Raw genomic sequence first — 19,305 nt, forward strand, 5'->3', positions numbered from 1 at the left:
TGAAGTATTGTTGCGCCCATCCAGAAAAAAACCGACAAGCCTGCCTTCGACCAGGCGGTTGACCAGAGATAGAGGGTGTCATGGGTAACGAAAGCATCAATTGGGACAAGCTGGGTTTTGACTACATCAAGACCGACAAGCGGTTTCTCCAAGTCTGGAAAAACGGCGAATGGCAAGCAGGCACCCTGACCGACGACAACGTGCTGCACATCAGCGAGGGCTCGACTGCCCTGCACTATGGCCAGCAATGCTTTGAAGGCCTCAAGGCCTACCGTTGCAAAGACGGTTCGATCAACCTGTTCCGCCCGGACCAGAACGCCGCACGCATGCAGCGCAGTTGTGCACGCCTGCTGATGCCGCACGTGTCGACCGAAGACTTCATCGACGCCTGCAAACAAGTGGTCAAGGCCAACGAGCGGTTCATCCCGCCGTACGGCAGCGGCGGTGCGCTGTACCTGCGCCCGTTCGTGATCGGCACCGGTGACAACATCGGCGTGCGGACCGCGCCGGAGTTCATCTTCTCGGTCTTCGCCATCCCGGTCGGCGCCTATTTCAAAGGCGGCCTGGTGCCCCACAACTTCCAGATTTCCACCTTCGACCGCGCCGCGCCACAAGGCACCGGGGCCGCCAAGGTCGGTGGCAACTACGCCGCCAGCCTGATGCCGGGCGCTGAAGCGAAGAAATCCGGTTTCGCCGACGCGATCTACCTGGACCCGATGACCCATTCGAAAATCGAAGAAGTCGGTTCGGCCAACTTCTTCGGTATCACCCACGACAACCAGTTCATCACGCCGAAGTCGCCTTCGGTGCTGCCAGGCATCACCCGCCTGTCGCTGATCGAACTGGCCCAGTCGCGCCTGGGCCTGAAAGTGGTCGAGGGCGAAGTGTTCATCGACAAACTGGATCAGTTCAAGGAAGCCGGTGCTTGCGGCACGGCTGCGGTGATCTCGCCGATCGGCGGCATCCAGTACAACGGCAAACTGCACGTGTTCCACAGCGAAACCGAAGTGGGCCCGATCACCCAGGCGCTCTACAAAGAGCTGACCGGCGTGCAAACCGGTGACGTCGAAGCGCCAGAAGGCTGGATCGTCAAGGTCTAACAGCCAAAACGCATAACCCAATGTGGGAGCAAGCCCGCTCCCACATTTGATTTACAGTGTTTTCAAGATTGAGTCGGGATATTTACACCAATCTTCTTCCCCATACTAATCCTCGGCTCCACCCCATACCCCAACGCCTCATAAAACCCCACCACCGCGTCATTCCCGCCAGTAATCTGCAAATTGATCTTCATGCACCCCAGCGCCGTCAACGCCTGCTCGGCATGCCGCACCAACGACGCGCCCAAACCCTGCCGCCGATAATCGCTGTGCACCGCCACCGAATACAGCCAGCCACGATGCCCGTCGTAGCCGGCGAGAATGCTGCCGACCACGGCTTTTTTATCCGTCGCCACAAAGAACAAGCCATCGTTGACCGCCAGTTTCTTATCAATCGCCAACGTCGGCAGGTTGTGCGCAGTGTCATAGCCAAACGCCTCCTGCCACAGGGCCACCACTTGCGCGCGGTGCTGACGGTCGCGATACGGCCCAATGGGATGGCGAGATAACAACGCCTTCTCCATCACCAACGTGCGCTCGTTGCCGTGGTAGACATTGCGCACCGCGTTGAACCCCAGCTTGGTATAGAACGGCTCGGCTGTCAGCGAAGACGGCACGCTCAAGACCGTCACCCCGGCTTCGCGGGCACGCAGTTCGATTTCGATCATCAACAGCCGCCCAATCCCCTGCCCTTGCAGCGACGGGTTGACGAACACCGAGCGCACCACATTGCCGTCGAGTGCCGCAGTGGCGACGATCACCTGCTCCTGAACCGCCACCAGCACCACCCGCCGCTGGAGCAAAGCCAGCACAGCGTCAGGCGTAAAATTACTCGCGACCCGAGCAATCACCTCCGCCGGGTAATCCCGCGCATTACTGCTGTGCAAGGCAGCCAGGATGACCTGGCTGATCCCTTCGGCATCGGTGGTTTGGGCAAGACGAACAGCGGTAGACATGATTCCTCCTGGCTGACGGCGTTACAACAGACGCAACAATACCAATGTGGGAGCAGGCTTGCTCGCGAATGCAGTCTTCCTGTCAATGCATCTGAACCTGACCCACCGCCTTCGCGAGCAAGCCCGCTCCCACAGTTTGACCTCATTCCAACCTCTCCAGCCGATTCGGCTGCCCCACCCCACTTTTCAGCTTTCCCGGCTGAGCCGCCCCTCTGTTTCAGCCGGGATTCCCCCACCACAACGCACAAAATACCCCCACAGCTCAGCCCCCCATGGACCCGTGCACCCATGCAAACAACAAACACTGTCCTGATGATTCGCCCGGCGCGCTTTGCCTTCAACCCGGATACCGCGATCAACAACCGCTTCCAGCGCCCGCCCCTCGACCCACTCAGCGCGCAGCACAAAGCGCTGGAAGAATTTGACGGCTATGTCGACACCCTGCGCCAACACGGCGTCGAAGTGCTGGTAGTGCAGGACACTCCCGCGCCGCACACCCCCGACTCGATCTTCCCCAACAACTGGTGGAGCAGCCACGCCGACGGCAGCCTGGTGCTGTACCCGATGGAAGGCCAGAACCGACGCCTGGAGCGCGACAAAGGCGTTCTGCAAGTGCTGGAGCAGCGCTTTGCGATCCACCACACCATCGACCTCAGCCACCTCGAACAACAGAACATCTTCCTCGAAGGCACCGGCAGCATGGTGCTCGACCGCCAGCATCGCATCAGCTACGCCTGCCACTCCGGGCGCACCCACCAGGACGCCCTGCGCCAGTTCGCCGAACGCCTCGACTACCAACTCTGCGTGTTCCACGCCGTCGACCGCCATCACGCGCCGATCTACCACAGCAACGTAATGATGAGCGTCGGCCGCGACCTCTCGGTGGTGTGCCTGCAAGCCTTGCCCGACGCGAGCGAACGCCTGGGCCTGGAACGCTCACTGCGCGACACCGGCAAAGACATCCTCGCCCTCGACTTCAACCAGCTCGAAGCCTTCGCCGGCAACATGCTCGAAGTCCACGACCGCGACGGCCAGCCGCTGCTGGTGATGTCCGCCAGCGCCTGGGGCGCCTTGCACCCTGCCCAGCGCCAACAGGTGGAACGCCACACCCGGCCGGTGGTGGTGAACATCGACAACATCGAACGCATCGGCGGCGGCAGTGCCCGCTGCATGTTGGCGGAAGTGCACCTGCCTGCCCGCCCCTCATTTCAATAAGGAGTCTTGCCATGACCCGTTATATCGACGTCAACGATCTCAGCTACCTGGTCTCGCAAAAAGGCCTGCAAACCTGCATCACCGAAATGGCCGAGTACATCCGCGCCGACTACCTGCGCTGGCAGGATTTCGAAAAATGCGCACGCCTGGCCAACCACTCGCCGGATGGCGTGATCGAGCTGATGCCGGTGTCCGACGCTTCGCTGTACGCGTTCAAATATGTGAATGGCCACCCCAAGAACACCCTGGCCGGTATGCTCACGGTGATGGCCTTCGGCGCGCTGGGCGACGTGGACACCGGCAAACCCGTATTGCTGGCGGAAATGACCCTGACCACCGCCATCCGCACTGCCGCCACCTCGGCGTTGGTGGCTCGTTACCTCGCTCGCGACAACAGCCGCAGCATGGCGCTGATCGGCAACGGCTCGCAAAGCGAGTTCCAGGCCCTGGCCTTCCACGCCATGCTCGGCATCAACGAAATCCGCCTGTTCGACATCGACGCCAAGGCCACCGCCAAACTGGCTGCCAACCTCAAGGCCTTCCCGGCAATCACAGTGATCCTGGCCGGCAGCGTCGCCGAAGCGGTGAAAGGCGCGGACATCGTCACCACCGTGACGGCCGACAAGGCCTACGCGACCATCCTCACCGACGACATGATCGAGCCCGGCATGCACCTGAATGCCGTGGGCGGCGACTGCCCCGGCAAGACCGAGCTGGACCGACGTATCGTCGAACGCGCCCGCGTGATCGTCGAGTACGAACCGCAAAGCCGCATCGAAGGCGAAATCCAGCACATGCCGGGAGATTCGCCGGTCACCGAACTGTGGCAGGTCATCAACGGCCAGAAGCCCGGCCGCGAAAACGCACGCCAAGTGACGCTGTTCGACTCGGTGGGTTTTGCCATCGAAGATTACTCGGCACTGCGCTATGTGTTCGATGTGGCCAACGCGTTGGATGTGGGCAGCACACTCGAACTGGTGCCAGACCTGGCCGACCCGAAAGACCTGTTTGCACGCTTGGCCCAACAGCCGCGCGTACAGCAGAAAAAGCGCGCCTGAGACCGCTCTGGCCTGCCGCTTTGCGCCCAGGGCAGGCCTGAACTTCACCGGTAAAAAGCCGATTTAGCGCGTGCAGCAGCCGATTCCGCTGCATTGCGCTTTTTAACAGCGCAATTCGCGCTTTATGCACCGGGTAAACGACACAAAAAACGCACCACCATGAAGCATTCTGAGCCCGACCAAAGAGTCAGCAAATGAATGCACGCTGCACCCTTTCACTGCCCTGACATCAATTACAAAATATAGGGACGCCCCATGACTCCACTGCGATCACTCTTCGCTGCATTGCTGTTGCCTCTGTGCGCCAGCGCCGCCCACGCCCAGGACTGGAAAGAAATCCGCTTCGGCGTATTCCCCGAATACCCACCCTTCGAATCCGTGGCCGCCGACGGCAGCCTGCAAGGCTTTGATATCGAATTGGGCAATGCGATCTGCGCCAAGCTCGACGTGAAATGCACCTGGGTGCACAACGAATTCGACGGCATGATCCCGGCCCTGCGCGCACGCAAGTTCGACGCGATCATGTCGTCAATGGCCGTGACGCCGGCGCGCGAAAAAGTCATCGACTTCACCGACCGCCTGTTCCTCAGCCCGACCTCGGTGATCACCCGCAAAAGCGCCGACTTCGGCGACACCCCCGAATCCCTGAAAGGCAAACAGGTCGGCGTGCTGCAAGGTTCGCTGCAAGAAGCCTACGCACGTGCCCACCTGGCCAAGCTCGGCGCGCAGATCAAGGCGTACCAGTCCCAGGAACAGAACTACGCCGACCTGCAAAACGGTCGCCTCGACGCCACCCTGACCGACAAGCTCGAAGCCCAGCTCAACTTCCTGTCCAAGCCTGAAGGCGCCGACTTCAAGACCGGCCCGGCCTTCAAGGACCCGACCCTGCCCCTGGACATCGCTATGGGCCTGCGCAAAAACGACGCAGACTTGCGCGCGCTGATCAACAAAGGCATCGCCGCCGTGCAGGCCGATGGCACCTACGCAAAGATCCAGAAGAAGTACTTCGGCGATCAGGATATCTACAACGAGTAACGCCTTGTCCCCTGTGGGAGCTGGCTTTTTGTGGCGAGGGAGCTTGCTCCCGCTGGGCTGCGAAGCGGCCCTAAAAAGCTTTCGGGCGCTGCGCACCCGAGCGGGAGCAAGCTCCCTCGCCACAAATAAACAGCTCCCACAGTAAATCTGTGTGCTCCATCGAGATCTTTCCCATGAACGAATTCCTCAACCTGCAAGGCTACGGCCCCATGCTCGCCCAGGGTGCCTGGATGACGGTCAAATTGGCGTTCCTGGCGCTGGCCCTGAGCCTCGCCTTGGGCCTGATTGCGGCCGGCGCCAAGCTCTCCAGCGTCAAATGGCTGCGGGTGCCGGCCACGCTATACACCACGCTGATCCGCAGCGTGCCGGACCTGGTGCTGATCCTGCTGATTTTCTACAGCCTGCAACTGTGGCTGAACGACCTCAGCGAAGTGTTCGGCTGGGACTACTTCGAAATCGACCCGTTTACCGCCGGGGTGATCACCCTGGGGTTTATCTACGGTGCGTATTTCACCGAAAACTTTCGCGGCGCAATTCTCAGTGTGCCGGCCGGGCAGCTTGAAGCCGCCACCGCCTATGGCTTGAGCCGCTGGCAACGCTTCCACCTGGTGCTGTTCCCACAGTTGATGCGCTTTGCGCTGCCGGGCCTGGGCAATAACTGGCTGGTGCTGCTCAAGTCCACTGCGCTGGTGTCGATCATCGGCCTGTCGGACCTGGTCAAGGCTGCGCAAAACGCCGGCAAGAGCACCAACGAGCCACTGTATTTTCTGATCCTCGCCGGCGTGGTGTACCTGGTGATCACCACCCTCTCCAACCGCATCTTCAAGCGCCTCGAGCGGCGCTATAACCTCGGCATCAAGGGGATGGCGCGATGATCGAACTGTTCCAGCAATACGGCCTGGCCTACCTGTTCAGCGATGGCGCCGGCTTGTCCGGGGTCGCCATGACGCTGTGGCTGTTTATCATCTCGGTGGTCCTGGGTTTTGTGCTGTCGATCCCACTGGCGCTGGCGCGCGTCTCGGAGCACTTCTGGCTGCGCTGGCCGGTGGAGGTCTACACCTACCTGTTTCGCGGCACGCCGCTGTATATCCAGCTGCTGATTTGCTACACCGGGCTGTACAGCCTGGAGGTGGTGCAGGACAACGCCCTGCTCAACCAGTTTTTCCGTAACGCGCTGAACTGCACCCTGCTGGCGTTTGTGCTCAACACATGCGCCTACACCGTGGAAATCTTCGCCGGGGCGATCCGCACTATTCCCCATGGCGAAATCGAAGCGGCGCGCGCCTACGGCCTGCACGGCTGGCAGCTCAACCTGTTTGTGGTGGTGCCCGCCGCACTGCGCCGCGCGTTGCCGGCCTACAGCAACGAAATGATCCTGATGCTGCACGCCACCTCGCTGGCGTTCACCGCCACCGTCGCCGACATCCTCAAGGTGGCCCGCGATGCCAACGCCGAAACGTTCCTGACGTTCCAGGCCTTCGGTATCGCCGCCCTGCTCTACATGCTGCTGTCCTTTGCACTGGTGGGCCTGTTTCGACTGGCCGAACGTCGCTGGATGCGTTTTCTTGTTCCTACCCGAGGCTAACCCATGAATCAGTCCGCGCAGGCCCTGGCCACTTATCCCGCCGATGTAAACACCGCGCCCTCCGCCAAGGCGGTCACGGCAGCCGTCAAACTCCAGGTCGAAGGCATTCATAAACGCTACGGCGACCACGAAGTGCTCAAGGGCGTGTCCCTCAATGCGCGCCAGGGCGATGTGATCAGCCTGATCGGCGCCAGCGGCTCGGGCAAAAGCACCATGCTGCGTTGCATCAACTTTCTCGAGCAGCCGGACGCTGGAGTAATCACCCTCGACGGCATCAGCATCGAGATGCAGCAAGGCCGCGCCGGTACCCGCGCGCCCCACCAGGCGCAACTGCAGAACCTGCGCACGCGCCTGGCCATGGTGTTCCAGCACTTCAACCTGTGGAGCCACATGACCGTGTTGGAAAACATCACCATGGCCCCGCGCCGCGTGCTGAATGTGAGCGCGGCAGAGGCTGAAAAACGTGCACGAATGTACCTGGACAAAGTCGGTTTGCCGGGCCGTGTGGCAGATCAATACCCGGCGTTTCTGTCCGGCGGCCAACAACAGCGCGTGGCCATCGCACGGGCGCTGGCGATGGAGCCGGAAATCATTTTGTTCGACGAACCGACCTCCGCGCTGGACCCGGAACTTGTAGGAGAAGTCCTCAAAGTCATACAGACGTTGGCCGAGGAAGGTCGTACCATGTTGATGGTCACCCACGAAATGGGCTTTGCCCGCCAGGTGTCCAGCCAAGTGCTGTTTTTGCATCAGGGCCGGGTCGAAGAGCAAGGCGGCGCCGAAATCCTCGACCACCCCAGCAGCGAACGCTTGCAGCAATTTCTTTCCAACCGTTTGAAGTGAACTCATGGATACCAAGGCCAACGGACCCCATTCTTCCCCTGCGCTGGATCGCATCGATGAGGCCATCATCGACGTGTTGCGGCACCAGGGGCGTATCACCTACGAAAAACTCTCGTCGCTGGTGCACCTGACACCCAGGCCCTGCCTGGAGCGCGTGCGCAAGCTGGAGCGACGCGGCGTGATTCGCGGGTATGGGGCGATCATCGATGTGCAGATGGTCTCGCCGGGGCTGTCACTGCTGGTGCTGGTGGCCTTGTCCAATCAAAGCGGGCGCTCGGCGCAAAAGGCCTTTGAAGCCTGCGTCAAAGCCTGCCCGCAGGTGTTCGAATGCCAACTGATCAGCGGGCCGTTTGATTACAGCCTGCGCATGCGCTGCCGGGACATGGAACACTACCGCGTGCTGACGGAGACCTGGTTGAACAACGACGAGTTGCACATTGATAAGTTGGTGGCGCACCCGGAGTTGGCGGTGGTGAAGAACACTGCGACTGAGTTGGCCTGATTTCTCAAACACAAAAGACCGATCGACAGATCGCAGATCGTTCCCACGCTCCGCGTGGGAATGCATCCTGTGACGCTCCGCGTCACGACCTCAAAGCGGACGCGGAGCGTCCGGCGCAGCATTCCCACGCGGAGCGTGGGAACGAGCATCAAATTGGTGGCGCACCCGGAGTTGGCGGTGGTGAAGCACTGCGACTGAGTTGGTTTGAGCCCTGCCCGCCACAACAATGAAAATCCAATGTGGGAGCGGGCTTGCTCGCGAAGGCGGCGTATCAGTCACTTAATTTGTCACTGACAGACCGCATTCGCGAGCAAGCCCGCTCCCACATTTTTAACCGTGCCGGCTTGAAATTGTCTTCCCGGGCCGCGCGCCAATCAGCTTCGCCTGCCCATCCTTCTGCTTGCCCGTGCGCGCCTCGCTGATCAGCCCCGGAATCAATTTGCCCTCCGGCAGATTCTTCCAGAACCGGCTGGGCAAGTGCCCTTCCATCACCTTGGGGTTCAACCGCGCCGGGTTGAAGATGTGGCTGTAGTAGGTCAGCCACATGGCGCTGTGCGGGTCTTCGACATTTTGCGCCAGTTGCCGCCACGCCTCGGGGCATTCGCGCTGATGAATCAACTGCTCACCGTCGTAATAAACCCCGTCCAGAGGCGTGGCGATCATCCAGCGATGACGGCCCATGCGCCCGACGAAGTGCTGGCTGGCTGATTTCAATATGTCATGCGCCGGCTCGTGCCACGCCACATACTCCGGCAACTCGCTGCCCGCCTCTGCCGGCAACGCGATAAACCGCACAAAGGCATGCAGGTGATGGGCTTCACGACTGACCTGTTTAATCCGCCGCTGCAACTCGCTGCCCAGCTTGTCGCCCGCAAGCATCGCGGTGCGGTCGCCATGGCTGACTCGCCACAACACCTCATATAACAGGCTCCAGCGCTGGTCACCGTGGTAACAGGCGGCCGACTCCAGCAGCTCCAGCAGCGCCTTGGGAATTCGCGCCTGAAACGGCCCAAGCTGCTCAGGAATCGGCTCGTCGGTCGCAAACAGGTCCGCCACCTCGGCCTCGCCCCAACTCACCTGGCTGGGGTCGACCTGATGGCTGAGCAGCCAGCGCGCCTGTTCGCGCCAGGTGCTGAACAGGTTGTCGCATTCCAGGCTGATCATCCCCACAGCCCCATTTGTTGCGGCTGAGGGCGGTCGCGCAGTTGCTCGCGCAGCAACACGCTGGTGCTGTCGGCCTGTTGCGGGTGGTAGTCGCTGGTGATGAAAAACGGCTTGGCCTTGGCCAGCACGCAACGCATACGCGCGAGGTCTTCGAAACGGATCTTGCGTTCGCGACGCAGGTCGACCAGGCGCTGGGTGGTGCGCAGGCCGATGCCGGGGATGCGAGCAATCAGGGTCGGTTCGGCGCGATTCAAGTCCAGCGGAAACACCTCGCGATGCTCCAGCGCCCAGGCCAGCTTGGGGTCGATATCCAGCGCCAGGTGGCCGGGGCCTTCAAACAGTTCGTTGGCACTGAAACCGTAGCTGCGCAGCAAGAAGTCCGCCTGATACAAACGGTGTTCGCGCATCAGCGGTGGCGCGGCCAGGGGCACGCTTTTCGGGCTGTTGGGGATGGGGCTGAACGCGGAGTAATACACGCGACGCAACTTGAAGTTGCCATACAGCGCCTCGGCGCCGTGCAGGATGGTGCTGTCGTCGGTGTCATCGGCGCCGACGATCATCTGTGTACTCTGCCCGGCCGGGGCGAAACGCGGCGCGCGCGGCTCGTTGAGTACGGTTTGCTCACCGGTGTAGATGGTTTGCATGGCTTGCTTGATCGAGACGATCTGCTTCTCCGGCGCCAGGGTTTGCAGACTGGCATCGGTGGGCAGTTCGATATTCACGCTGAGCCGGTCGGCGTAACGCCCGGCCTCGGCGATCAGTGCCGGATCGGCTTCGGGAATGGTCTTGAGGTGGATATAGCCGCGAAAGTCATGCTCTTCGCGCAGCAGTTTGGCGACCCGGACCAGTTGCTCCATGGTGTAATCGGCCGAACGGATGATGCCGGAACTGAGAAACAGCCCGCTGACGCAATTGCGCCGGTAGAAATCCAGGGTCAGGGTGACCACCTCCTCCGGGCTGAAACGCGCGCGGGGCACGTCGCTGGAGCGGCGGTTGACGCAGTATTGGCAGTCGTAGAGGCAGAAGTTGGTCAGCAACACCTTGAGCAACGACACGCAGCGGCCGTCCGGGGTGTAGCTGTGGCAGATGCCCATGCCATCGGTAGAACCCAGCCCGGCCTTGCCTTCGGAGCTGCGCTTGGGCGCGCCACTGCTGGCGCAGGAAGCGTCGTACTTGGCGGCGTCGGCGAGGATGCTGAGTTTTTCGATCAACTGCATGAAGGGCTACCGATACTGGTTTTTTGTACAGTATCAGGCAGCCCTGCGTGTCACAAGTGCAGCTTGTCAGCTCGCGGTGGCGAGTAGCAAATCCTGCACCGAACACGCTTTGCCCCGATGGCGATCGTTTTCATACAGCGACGCCGCAATCTCATCCGCGCGAATCGGCAGCACCGACAGCAGCGTATCGCTCAAACCATGGCTGGCCTGGCTGAACCCCTGGATATAGATCCCGGCCTTGCAGCGCTCGTCAGTGACGATGCGATAGTCGCGCGCCACCTCGAAGTCGCCCATATAGGCTTCCAGCGGCGCAAGCAGTTCGCGGTGCATCTGGCGCTCGTACCCGGTGGCCAGGATCACCGCGTCGTAATGGCTGACGCTGGTTTCGCCGTTGGCGTTGTTGCGCAGCACCAGTTCGATGCCCAGCGGGCTGGCGCTGGCTTTTTCGACCACGGTCATGGTGCGGAAGGCCTGGCGGGCGACGCCGGAGACTTTCTGGCGGTAGAAAATCCCGTAGATTCGCTCGATCAGGTCCAGGTCCACCACCGAATAGTTGGTGTTCTGGTACTCGGCCACCAGACGCTCACGCTCGGCGCCGACTTGCTGGAATACCAAGTCGGTAAACGCCGGTGAAAACACTTCGTTGACGAACGGGCTGTCATCGGCCGGCTTCAGCGCCGAACCACGCAGAATCATGTCGACCTGCACCGACGGGAAGCTGTCGTTCAAGTCAATAAAGGCTTCCGCCGCGCTTTGGCCGCCGCCGATGATCGCAATGCGCATCGCCTTGCCTTCAACACACGGCTGCTGGGCCATGCGCGCCAGGTATTGGGAGTGGTGGAACACCCGGCCGTCATCCCGGAGCGCCTTGAACGCCTCCGGCACGCGTGGCGTACCACCGGCACTGACCACCACCGAACGGGTGGTGCGCACATGCTGTTCGCCAGACGCATCACGGGAGATCACGCGCAACGCTTCAACCTGCTGTTGTTGCAGGATCGGCTCGATGGCCAGCACTTCCTCACCGTAGCGCGCCTGGGCCTGGAACTGCCCGGCGACCCAGCGCAAGTAGTCGTTGTATTCCATGCGGCACGGATAAAAAGTGCCCAGGTTGATGAAGTCCACCAGCCGGTCGTGGGCCTTGAGGTAATTGACGAAGGAATACGGGCTGGTGGGGTTGCGCAAGGTCACCAGGTCCTTGAGGAACGAAATCTGCAGTTCGCTCTGGGTCACCAGGGTATTGCCGTGCCAGCGGTAGTCGGCCTGCTTGTCGAGAAACAGCACATCGAGTTTGCCCTGGGCTTTCTCACGCTCCTGCAGGGCGATGGCCAGCGCCAGGTTCGAAGGGCCGAAACCGATACCGATCAGGTCGTGAACCGCGGGCGAAGCAATTGCCTGTGTCATTCCAGTGTCCTCTGGATAAGCCCCTTGGCGGTGGGGCGGGAATACCTTTCAAGACCTGAACAACAGGTCATGTGTTGATAGGAAACGAGGACAGTGAAATAAAATTTAACTAATCAGTGATCAGTGCGCGTCCCACTCACGCATGCGCACCCGGCAATGCTTCATGGCGTTGACGATATGTTTTTCCACCACACTGCGGGAAATGCTCAGGCGTTCGGCGATTTGCGGGTGGGAAAGGCCATCGAGTTTGCGCAGCAGGAAGCTGTCGCGGCAGGCCGTCGGCAACTCGGCCAGGGCGCGTTCGAGCATTTCCAGGCGCTGGCCCTGATCGTGGCTGGCATGCGGTGAACTGGGGGCGAAACGCTCTTCGCTGTCCAGCACCTCCAGGGGCTCGGACTGGCGCAGGGCGTTGCGCCGATGGCCGTCGATCACCAGGTTCAGCGCCGTGCGATACAAAAACGCCCGCGGCTGTTCGATTGGCGTGTCGCTTGCGCGCTCCAGCACCCGGACATAAGCGTCATGCACCACATCCTCGGCCACCTGACGGTTGCCCAGCTTGGCGTTGAGGAAACACACCAGCTCGCGATAGTAGTTTTCCAACATGACTCCCGACCGCCTGGGGAAGCGGTATCAGATCCTTGAGTGCTAAAGAAGACAGGCCATCGGTGATGGCAGTTTGAGTGCGTGCAATTTATAGTAATTCTCATCTACTTTTAAAGAAGTCTTGCACCCACGCACGATTTTTTTATTCGACAGAGCTGTTACGGCGTATGTAAACGTCTAAATCTTCGGGCAATTTTCTCGTATAACAGTCAGCCCTCCGCAACTGCGGCCCAAACTTCTGGCTGGAACCAACGCATGAAACGCCCACGCCCCGCCCGACGCGCCCTGCTTGCTGTCGCGTGCCTGATCCCCATCCTTGCGGTGGCTGCCTGGCAACTGCTGCAGCCTGGGCGCGATAGCCTGCCGACTGTCACCGTAACGCGCGGTAACATAGAAAACAGCGTTACCGCATTGGGCACTCTGCAGCCGCGCCGGTACGTCGATGTGGGTGCCCAGGCGTCCGGGCAAATCCGCAAGATCCACGTGGAGGCCGGTGATCAGGTCAAGGAAGGCGAGTTGCTGGTGGAAATCGACCCTGCCACACAGCAGGCCAAGCTCGACGCCAGCCGCTACGCCATCGAAAACCTGCAGGCCCAGTTGCAGGAGCAGAAAGCCCAGCACGAACTGGCCCGTCAGAAGTACCAGCGCCAGCAGCGCCTGGTCGCCGGCAACGCCACCCGCGAAGAAGACGTACAAACCGCCAAGGCCGAGCTGAGTGCCACCCAGGCCCGCGTCAATATGTTCCAGGCACAGATTCGCCAGGCCCAGGCCAGCCTGCGCAGTGACGAGGCAGAACTGGGTTACACCCGCATCTATGCGCCCATGAGCGGCACCGTGGTGGCGGTGGACGCACGGGTCGGCCAGACCCTCAACGCCCAGCAACAGACGCCGCTGATCCTGCGCATCGCCAAGTTGTCGCCGATGACTGTGTGGGCCGAGGTTTCCGAAGCCGACATCAGTCATGTCAAACCGGGCATGACCGCCTATTTCACCACCCTCGCCGGTGGCAGCCGGCGCTGGACCAGCACCGTGCGCCAGATCCTGCCGATTCCGCCCAAGCCGCTGAATGAAACCAGCCAGGGCAATGGCAGCCCCAGCAGTACAAGCAAAACCGGCAGCGGCCGCGTGGTGCTGTACACCGTGCTGCTGGATGTAGACAACACCGACAACGCGCTGATGGCCGAAATGACCACCCAGGTATTTTTCGTCGCCAGCCAAGTCAAGGACGCCCTCACCGTTCCAGTCGCAGCATTGATGGGCAGCCAAGGCCACGATAAACAGGTGGCCCGGGTTGTGGCCAAAAATGGCAGCGTCCAGGAACGTGAAGTACGCCTGGGGATCAGCGACCGCCTGCGAGTCGAAGTGCTGGACGGTCTCAACGAAGGCGATAACCTGCTGATCGGCCCAACCGATGGCAGCGGAGGTTGATTTGACCACGCCGCTGATCGAACTCAAGAACATCCGCAAATCCTACGGCGGCGGCGACAGCCCGCAAGTCGATGTATTACGCGGGATCGACCTGTCGATCCATGCCGGGGAATTCGTCGCCATCGTCGGTGCATCGGGCTCCGGCAAGTCCACGCTGATGAACATCCTCGGCTGCCTCGACCGCCCCACTGTCGGTGACTACCTGTTCGCCGGAGAAAACGTTGCCCACCTGGACAGCGACGAACTGGCCTGGTTGCGCCGCGAAGCCTTTGGGTTCGTGTTCCAGGGCTACCACCTGATCCCGTCCGGCTCGGCCCAGGAAAACGTCGAGATGCCAGCGATCTATGCCGGTATCAGCGCCGCCGAACGCCATGCCCGCGCCAAGGCCCTGCTCACCCGGCTGGGTCTGGCCGACCGCACCGCCAACCGTCCGCATCAGCTTTCCGGTGGCCAGCAACAGCGTGTCTCGATTGCCCGCGCACTCATGAACGGCGGGCATATCATCCTCGCCGACGAACCCACCGGTGCCCTCGACAGCCACAGCGGTGCCGAGGTGATGGTGCTGCTGGATGAACTGGCGAGCCAGGGCCACGTGGTTATCCTGATTACCCACGACCGCACAGTTGCCGCGCACGCCAACCGCATCATCGAGATCAGCGACGGGCTGATCGTCAGCGACTCGGCACAAAGTGACACCCACGTGCCCGTCACGGCCAACAGTGACGCACTGCAAGCCGTGGACCTGCGCCAGCGCCTGGCCGACGGTGCCGAACACAACGGTGCCTGGAAAGCCGAACTGCTGGACGCGGTGCTCGCGGCCTGGCGGGCGATGTGGATCAATCGCTTTCGCACCGCGCTGACGCTGCTGGGGATCATCATCGGCGTGGCGTCGGTGGTGGTCATGCTGGCGGTGGGCGAAGGCAGCAAGCGCCAGGTCATGGCGCAGATGGCAGCGTTCGGCTCCAACATCATCTACCTCAGCGGTTTCTCGCCCAACCCGCGTACACCGCAGGGTATCGTGACCCCCAATGACGTCGCAGCCTTGGCCACACTGCCGCAGGTCAAGCGCATCATGCCCGTCAACGGCACCTACGCCGGTGTACGCTTCGGCAACGTCGACTACATGGCCTATGTGGGCGGTAACGACACCAACTTCCCGACCATTTTCAACTGGCCAGTGGCCCGAGGCAGCTACTTCACCGAGGCCGACGAACGCGCGGGCGCCACGGTGGCGGTGATCGGTCATCGCGTAAGCGAAAAGTTGTTCAAAGGCGAAGTCGACCCCATCGGCCAATACATCCTGATAGAAAACGTGCCCTTCCAGGTGATTGGCGTGTTGGCTGAAAAAGGCTCCAGCTCCGGCATGCAAGACAGCGACGACCGTGTCGCGATCCCCTACACCGCCGCCAGCGTGCGCCTGTTCGGCACCTATAACCCCGAATACGTGGTGATTGCCGCCGCCGATGCGCGCAAGGTCAATGAAACCGAAAAGGCCATCGATCAGCTCATGCAAAAGCTGCACAACGGCAAGCGCGACTACCACCTGACCAACGACGCCGCCATGATCCAGGCCGAGGCGCGCACGGCGAACACGCTGTCGTTGATGCTCGGTTCGATTGCGGCGATTTCCCTGCTGGTGGGCGGGATCGGCGTGATGAATATCATGCTGATGACCGTGCGTGAACGCACCCGCGAAATCGGTATCCGCATGGCCACCGGGGCGCGCCAGCGCGACATTCTGCGCCAGTTCCTCACGGAAGCGGTGATGCTCTCGGTAGTCGGTGGCCTGTGCGGTATTGCCCTGGCCCTGCTGGTGGGCGGCGTGCTGGTGTTGGCCGAGGTGGCGGTGCAGTTCTCCCTGGTGGCGGTGCTTGGCGCGTTTGGCTGTGCGCTGGTCACCGGTGTCGTATTCGGCTTTATGCCGGCCCGTAAAGCTGCCCGGCTCGATCCGGTTAAGGCGTTGACCAGTGAATAAACCATCCATCGCACCGCGCCTGTCGGTGCTCAGCCTGTGTCTGTTGCTCAACGCCTGCACCGGCAACCCGCCCGCCGTCGACAGCGGCATCGCAGCGCCTGCCGCCTGGCAGTACGCCGAGCGTGATGCCGCCCAAGTCACCAACCAGCGCTGGTGGACGCAGTTCGGCAGCCCGCAACTCAACCGCCTGATCGACCAGGCGCGCCGTGACAGTTATGACGTAGGCGCCGCCATGGCGCGGGTGCGCCAGGCCCAGGCCAGCGCGGTAATTGCCGGCGCGCCATTGTTGCCTGAGGTTAATTTCAACCTCTCCGCCAGCCGTCAAAAACTGCTGCGCGGCAGCGGCAACTCGACACTGGACGCCACGGAGAGTGACAACACCGTCGACAGCTTCGGCGCCAACCTGACCGCCAGCTATGAAGTGGATTTCTGGGGTGGCCGCGCCGCCTCCCGCGACAGCGCCGTGCAAACCCTGCGCGCCAGTGAGTTCGACCAGGCCACCGTGGAGCTGACCCTGCTCAGCAACGTAGCCGACCGCTATGCACAAACCCTCGCCGCGCGCCAACAACGACAGATCGCCGAGCTGAACCTGGCGAATGCGCGCAGTGTGCTCGACCTGGTCCAGGCCCGCTACGAGGCCGGCTCCGCCACTGCCCTGGAGCTGGCCCAGCAGAAAAGCCTGGTGGCCAGCCAGCAACGGCAACTGCCGCAGATTCAGCAGGTGGCTGAGGAGTCGCTGATCACCCTGGCGGCCCTCCTCGGCCAGCCGGTGCAAGCCCTGAACCTGACCGACGAGCCATTCCAGGCACTGACCTGGCCGGCCATTGGCCCGGGCGTACCCAGCCAACTGCTGAGCCGCCGCCCCGACCTGGCCCGGGCCGAAGCGCAGCTGGCGGCGGCCAGTGCCGACGTCACGGTGGCACGCGCGGCGATGCTGCCCACGGTCACCTTGGGCGCGACCCTGGGCTCGGGCTCCGACAGGGCCGCAGACATTTTGCGCAGCCCGTTCTACACGCTGACCTCCGGCCTGGTGGCGCCGATTTTCAACAATGGCCGCTTGAGCGCCGAACGCGACAAGGCCCGCGCCCGCCAGGATGAGCTGCTGCAAACCTACCGCGGCGCCATCATCAACGGCTTTGCCGACGTGGAGAAAGCCCTCAGCAGCATCACGCGCCTGGATGAGCAACGCGATTGGCAGAGCGAGGAACTGCGGCAGGCGCAAACCGCCTTCCAGATCTCCGAAAGCCGCTACCAGGCAGGTGCCGCCGACTTGCTGACGGTTCTGGAAACCCAGCGCACCTTATACGCAGCGCAGGACCTGAATGTGCAATTGCGGCTGTCACGCCTGCAAGCCAGTATCGCCTTGTACAAGGCCTTGGGTGGCGGCTGGAATGCCGATTTCCGATAACAAAACTCAAAACTCCTACACATTCCGTTTATTAAACCTACATTCGTCTACCCCTGGTACTTGGTAAAAAAGCCACCTTCATACGGCTGCCCGGTATCTCTTGATGAAACCCAGCGTTCTTGTAAAACGCCTGGCGTGCATCAGCCTATGGCTGTTCGCAGGCCAGGCTTTTGCCGAGCCCCTGATCGCGCCCACCGCGATTGACTGGCTGCTGGACTGCCCATTTCCCGCCTTCAAACAACCAGACCCCGAGGTACTGGAGCGTACTCAATGCGCCAGTGTCAGCGTGCCCCGCGACTATGCCGCGCCCAAGCGTGGCAACGTGCGCCTGGCCCTGACCCGTGTCGGCGCCCGGGATCCGCTCAGTCGTGAAGGCGTGGTGTTTATCCAGGCCGGCGAGCCGCAACTGGGCCAAGGTGCCACCTTTGGTGTCCACCTGGTCAGCCGCTGGGAGTCCTATGCCACGCCAGCCTACAAACAGTTGGTCAACCGTTATGACGTCATCGAACTGACACCGCGCGACCTGAGCCACGAGAACGGCGTCGAGCAGGCGGCGCGCGATATGGAGTTTGTGCGCGCACAACTGGGTGAGGCACAGCTCAACTACCTGGGTAACGCTGAAGCCACCCGGATCGGTAGCCGGTATGCGGCATTGTTTTCCGAGCACGTGGCACGCATGGTTTTAGTCAACGCCGGGCACAGTGAAGCGTTCAACACCGGCGTCGAGCAACTGTTGCTCAAAGAGTCGTCTCGGCCCGACGGTGCCGGGTGCATCAAGCGTTGGGTCGCAGACTTTCTGGTCAGCGGCAAGCAACCGCCCCCCGCCACCCGCTGCGTCGACCTTGGCAGTTGGGAATAACCCGCACGTTTACGACCTCTTCGCGTCGAAAACGACACCCTGCGTTGACGCTCCTGCCCAATCGTTATTAAGTGCTATTAATCCGCATTAATAGGATCAATAGACCAGCATGCTCAGTCGCCCGTTACGACGCAAACGCCAGAAGCTCTCCGATGTGATTGTCGAGTCGGTCAAGCGCTCCATCGTCACCGACGCGCTGAAGCCCGGTGACCGGTTGCCCACCGAGCGTGAGCTGATGGAGAGTTTTCAGTGTTCCAAGGGCTCGGCCCGCGAAGCGCTCAAGGCCCTGGAAGTGGAAGGCCTGGTGAGTACGCGCACCGGCCCCAGCGGCGGCGCCTACCTGAACCAGGCGGGCACCGAGCCGGCCAGCCGAGCATTGCGTAACTACCTGCATTTCCAGCACCTCGATGGCGAGCAGGTGTACCAGCTGCGCAAGGTCATCGAAGTGGAACTGGCGGTGTCGGTGCTCGGGCGGTTGAGCGAAGACGACTACCAGGCCCTGCAAGACAACGTGGATTTTTGCAGCGCGCCGGAAGACAGCGAAGCCGGCCAGCGCGAACAGCGCCTGGCGGAGCTGGAGTTCCATAACCTGCTGGCCAAGGCCTGCCCCAACCCGCTCTTGAGCTTCATGGCGCAGTTTCTCAACGACCTGCTGCGCGACCTGGTGGTGCTGAAAAAAGCCTACAAACCCAAGCGCAAGCAGTTCGACGCGGCCAACCTCGACTACCACAAGCAGTTGCTGCTGGCCTTTCGTGCAGGTGATGAAAGTGCGGTGCGCAGCTTGATGCATGAACACATGTGCGACGCCGAACACCATATGACCGCACTGGAAGGCGAAGTCAGCCCGCACTTCCTATTGGAGTTCGATCATCGCTGATGAACACCACAGATCTAATGTGGGAGCGGGCTTGCTCGCGAAGACGGTGTATCAGTCACCGAATGCATAGCTGACC

At 61.6% G+C, this 19,305-nt stretch carries 18 protein-coding genes; 13 read left to right on the forward strand and 5 right to left on the reverse strand.

The window, feature by feature from the left end:
* Positions 1-80: 80 nt before the first annotated feature.
* Positions 81-1,100: a branched-chain amino acid aminotransferase gene (locus HX783_RS23935; protein WP_177018466.1), complete on the forward strand. Its 1,020-nt coding sequence runs from the start codon at positions 81-83 to the stop codon at positions 1,098-1,100.
* A 62-nt stretch (positions 1,101-1,162) separates the two neighbouring features.
* Here the strand turns inward: HX783_RS23935 and HX783_RS23940 are convergent, their stop codons facing one another.
* The gene (locus tag HX783_RS23940) at positions 1,163-2,056 is read right to left on the reverse strand and encodes a GNAT family acetyltransferase (RefSeq protein ID WP_177018467.1); all 894 of its coding nucleotides are present in this window, start codon (positions 2,054-2,056) and stop codon (positions 1,163-1,165) included.
* A 288-nt stretch (positions 2,057-2,344) separates the two neighbouring features.
* Here HX783_RS23940 and ctlX point away from each other — a divergent pair, with 288 nt between their 5' ends.
* From ctlX to HX783_RS23975, 7 genes are all read left to right on the forward strand, one after another.
* Positions 2,345-3,271 (forward strand): citrulline utilization hydrolase CtlX, encoded by a 927-nt coding sequence (ctlX, locus tag HX783_RS23945; RefSeq protein ID WP_177018468.1) that lies wholly within the window; start codon positions 2,345-2,347, stop codon positions 3,269-3,271.
* A gap of 11 nt (positions 3,272-3,282) precedes the next feature.
* The gene (locus tag HX783_RS23950) at positions 3,283-4,329 is read left to right on the forward strand and encodes an ornithine cyclodeaminase (RefSeq protein ID WP_177018469.1); all 1,047 of its coding nucleotides are present in this window, start codon (positions 3,283-3,285) and stop codon (positions 4,327-4,329) included.
* 255 nt (positions 4,330-4,584) lie between these two features.
* Complete coding sequence (locus tag HX783_RS23955; RefSeq protein WP_177018470.1) at positions 4,585-5,364, forward strand: ABC transporter substrate-binding protein; 780 nt, start codon at positions 4,585-4,587, stop codon at positions 5,362-5,364.
* A gap of 173 nt (positions 5,365-5,537) precedes the next feature.
* The gene (locus HX783_RS23960; RefSeq protein WP_159957851.1) at positions 5,538-6,239 is read left to right on the forward strand and encodes an ABC transporter permease; all 702 of its coding nucleotides are present in this window, start codon (positions 5,538-5,540) and stop codon (positions 6,237-6,239) included.
* Positions 6,236-6,949: an ABC transporter permease gene (locus HX783_RS23965; protein ID WP_177018471.1), complete on the forward strand. Its 714-nt coding sequence runs from the start codon at positions 6,236-6,238 to the stop codon at positions 6,947-6,949. Before HX783_RS23960 ends, HX783_RS23965 begins: the two co-directional genes overlap by 4 nt.
* Positions 6,950-6,952: 3 nt before the next feature.
* Positions 6,953-7,792 (forward strand): ABC transporter ATP-binding protein, encoded by an 840-nt coding sequence (locus HX783_RS23970; protein WP_177018472.1) that lies wholly within the window; start codon positions 6,953-6,955, stop codon positions 7,790-7,792.
* 4 nt (positions 7,793-7,796) lie between these two features.
* Positions 7,797-8,294, forward strand: coding sequence for an Lrp/AsnC family transcriptional regulator (locus HX783_RS23975; RefSeq protein WP_029296543.1), 498 nt, complete (start codon positions 7,797-7,799; stop codon positions 8,292-8,294).
* 330 nt (positions 8,295-8,624) lie between these two features.
* On the opposite strand, the gene HX783_RS23980 is transcribed toward HX783_RS23975, so the two are convergent.
* From HX783_RS23980 to HX783_RS23995, 4 genes are all read right to left on the reverse strand, one after another.
* Positions 8,625-9,458: a TIGR03915 family putative DNA repair protein gene (locus HX783_RS23980; protein ID WP_177018473.1), complete on the reverse strand. Its 834-nt coding sequence runs from the start codon at positions 9,456-9,458 to the stop codon at positions 8,625-8,627.
* The gene (locus tag HX783_RS23985) at positions 9,455-10,675 is read right to left on the reverse strand and encodes a putative DNA modification/repair radical SAM protein (protein ID WP_177018474.1); all 1,221 of its coding nucleotides are present in this window, start codon (positions 10,673-10,675) and stop codon (positions 9,455-9,457) included. Before HX783_RS23985 ends, HX783_RS23980 begins: the two co-directional genes overlap by 4 nt.
* Before the next feature lie 66 nt (positions 10,676-10,741).
* Complete coding sequence (locus HX783_RS23990) at positions 10,742-12,079, reverse strand: lysine N(6)-hydroxylase/L-ornithine N(5)-oxygenase family protein (RefSeq protein WP_177018475.1); 1,338 nt, start codon at positions 12,077-12,079, stop codon at positions 10,742-10,744.
* A gap of 120 nt (positions 12,080-12,199) precedes the next feature.
* On the reverse strand, positions 12,200-12,682 hold the full coding sequence (locus tag HX783_RS23995) for a sigma-70 family RNA polymerase sigma factor (RefSeq protein ID WP_159957860.1): 483 nt from the start codon (positions 12,680-12,682) through the stop codon (positions 12,200-12,202).
* Positions 12,683-12,937: 255 nt separating this feature from the next.
* Between HX783_RS23995 and HX783_RS24000 the strand changes: the two genes are divergently transcribed.
* From HX783_RS24000 to HX783_RS24020, 5 genes are all read left to right on the forward strand, one after another.
* Positions 12,938-14,110 carry an efflux RND transporter periplasmic adaptor subunit gene (locus tag HX783_RS24000; protein ID WP_177018476.1) on the forward strand — a complete coding sequence of 391 codons (1,173 nt, stop codon included), beginning with the start codon at positions 12,938-12,940 and terminating at the stop codon, positions 14,108-14,110.
* On the forward strand, positions 14,094-16,085 hold the full coding sequence (locus HX783_RS24005; protein WP_177018477.1) for a MacB family efflux pump subunit: 1,992 nt from the start codon (positions 14,094-14,096) through the stop codon (positions 16,083-16,085). Before HX783_RS24000 ends, HX783_RS24005 begins: the two co-directional genes overlap by 17 nt.
* A complete protein-coding gene (locus HX783_RS24010) occupies positions 16,078-17,493 on the forward strand; it encodes an efflux transporter outer membrane subunit (protein WP_177018478.1) in 1,416 nt (471 codons plus the stop codon). Before HX783_RS24005 ends, HX783_RS24010 begins: the two co-directional genes overlap by 8 nt.
* Before the next feature lie 103 nt (positions 17,494-17,596).
* Positions 17,597-18,352, forward strand: a complete 756-nt coding sequence (locus tag HX783_RS24015) for an alpha/beta fold hydrolase (protein WP_177018479.1) — start codon at positions 17,597-17,599, stop codon at positions 18,350-18,352.
* A gap of 109 nt (positions 18,353-18,461) precedes the next feature.
* Positions 18,462-19,229, forward strand: a complete 768-nt coding sequence (locus HX783_RS24020) for a FadR/GntR family transcriptional regulator (protein WP_177018480.1) — start codon at positions 18,462-18,464, stop codon at positions 19,227-19,229.
* Positions 19,230-19,305 lie beyond the last annotated feature (76 nt).

It is taken from the genome of Pseudomonas sp. D2002, assembly GCF_013385735.1.
Lineage (GTDB): Bacteria > Pseudomonadota > Gammaproteobacteria > Pseudomonadales > Pseudomonadaceae > Aquipseudomonas.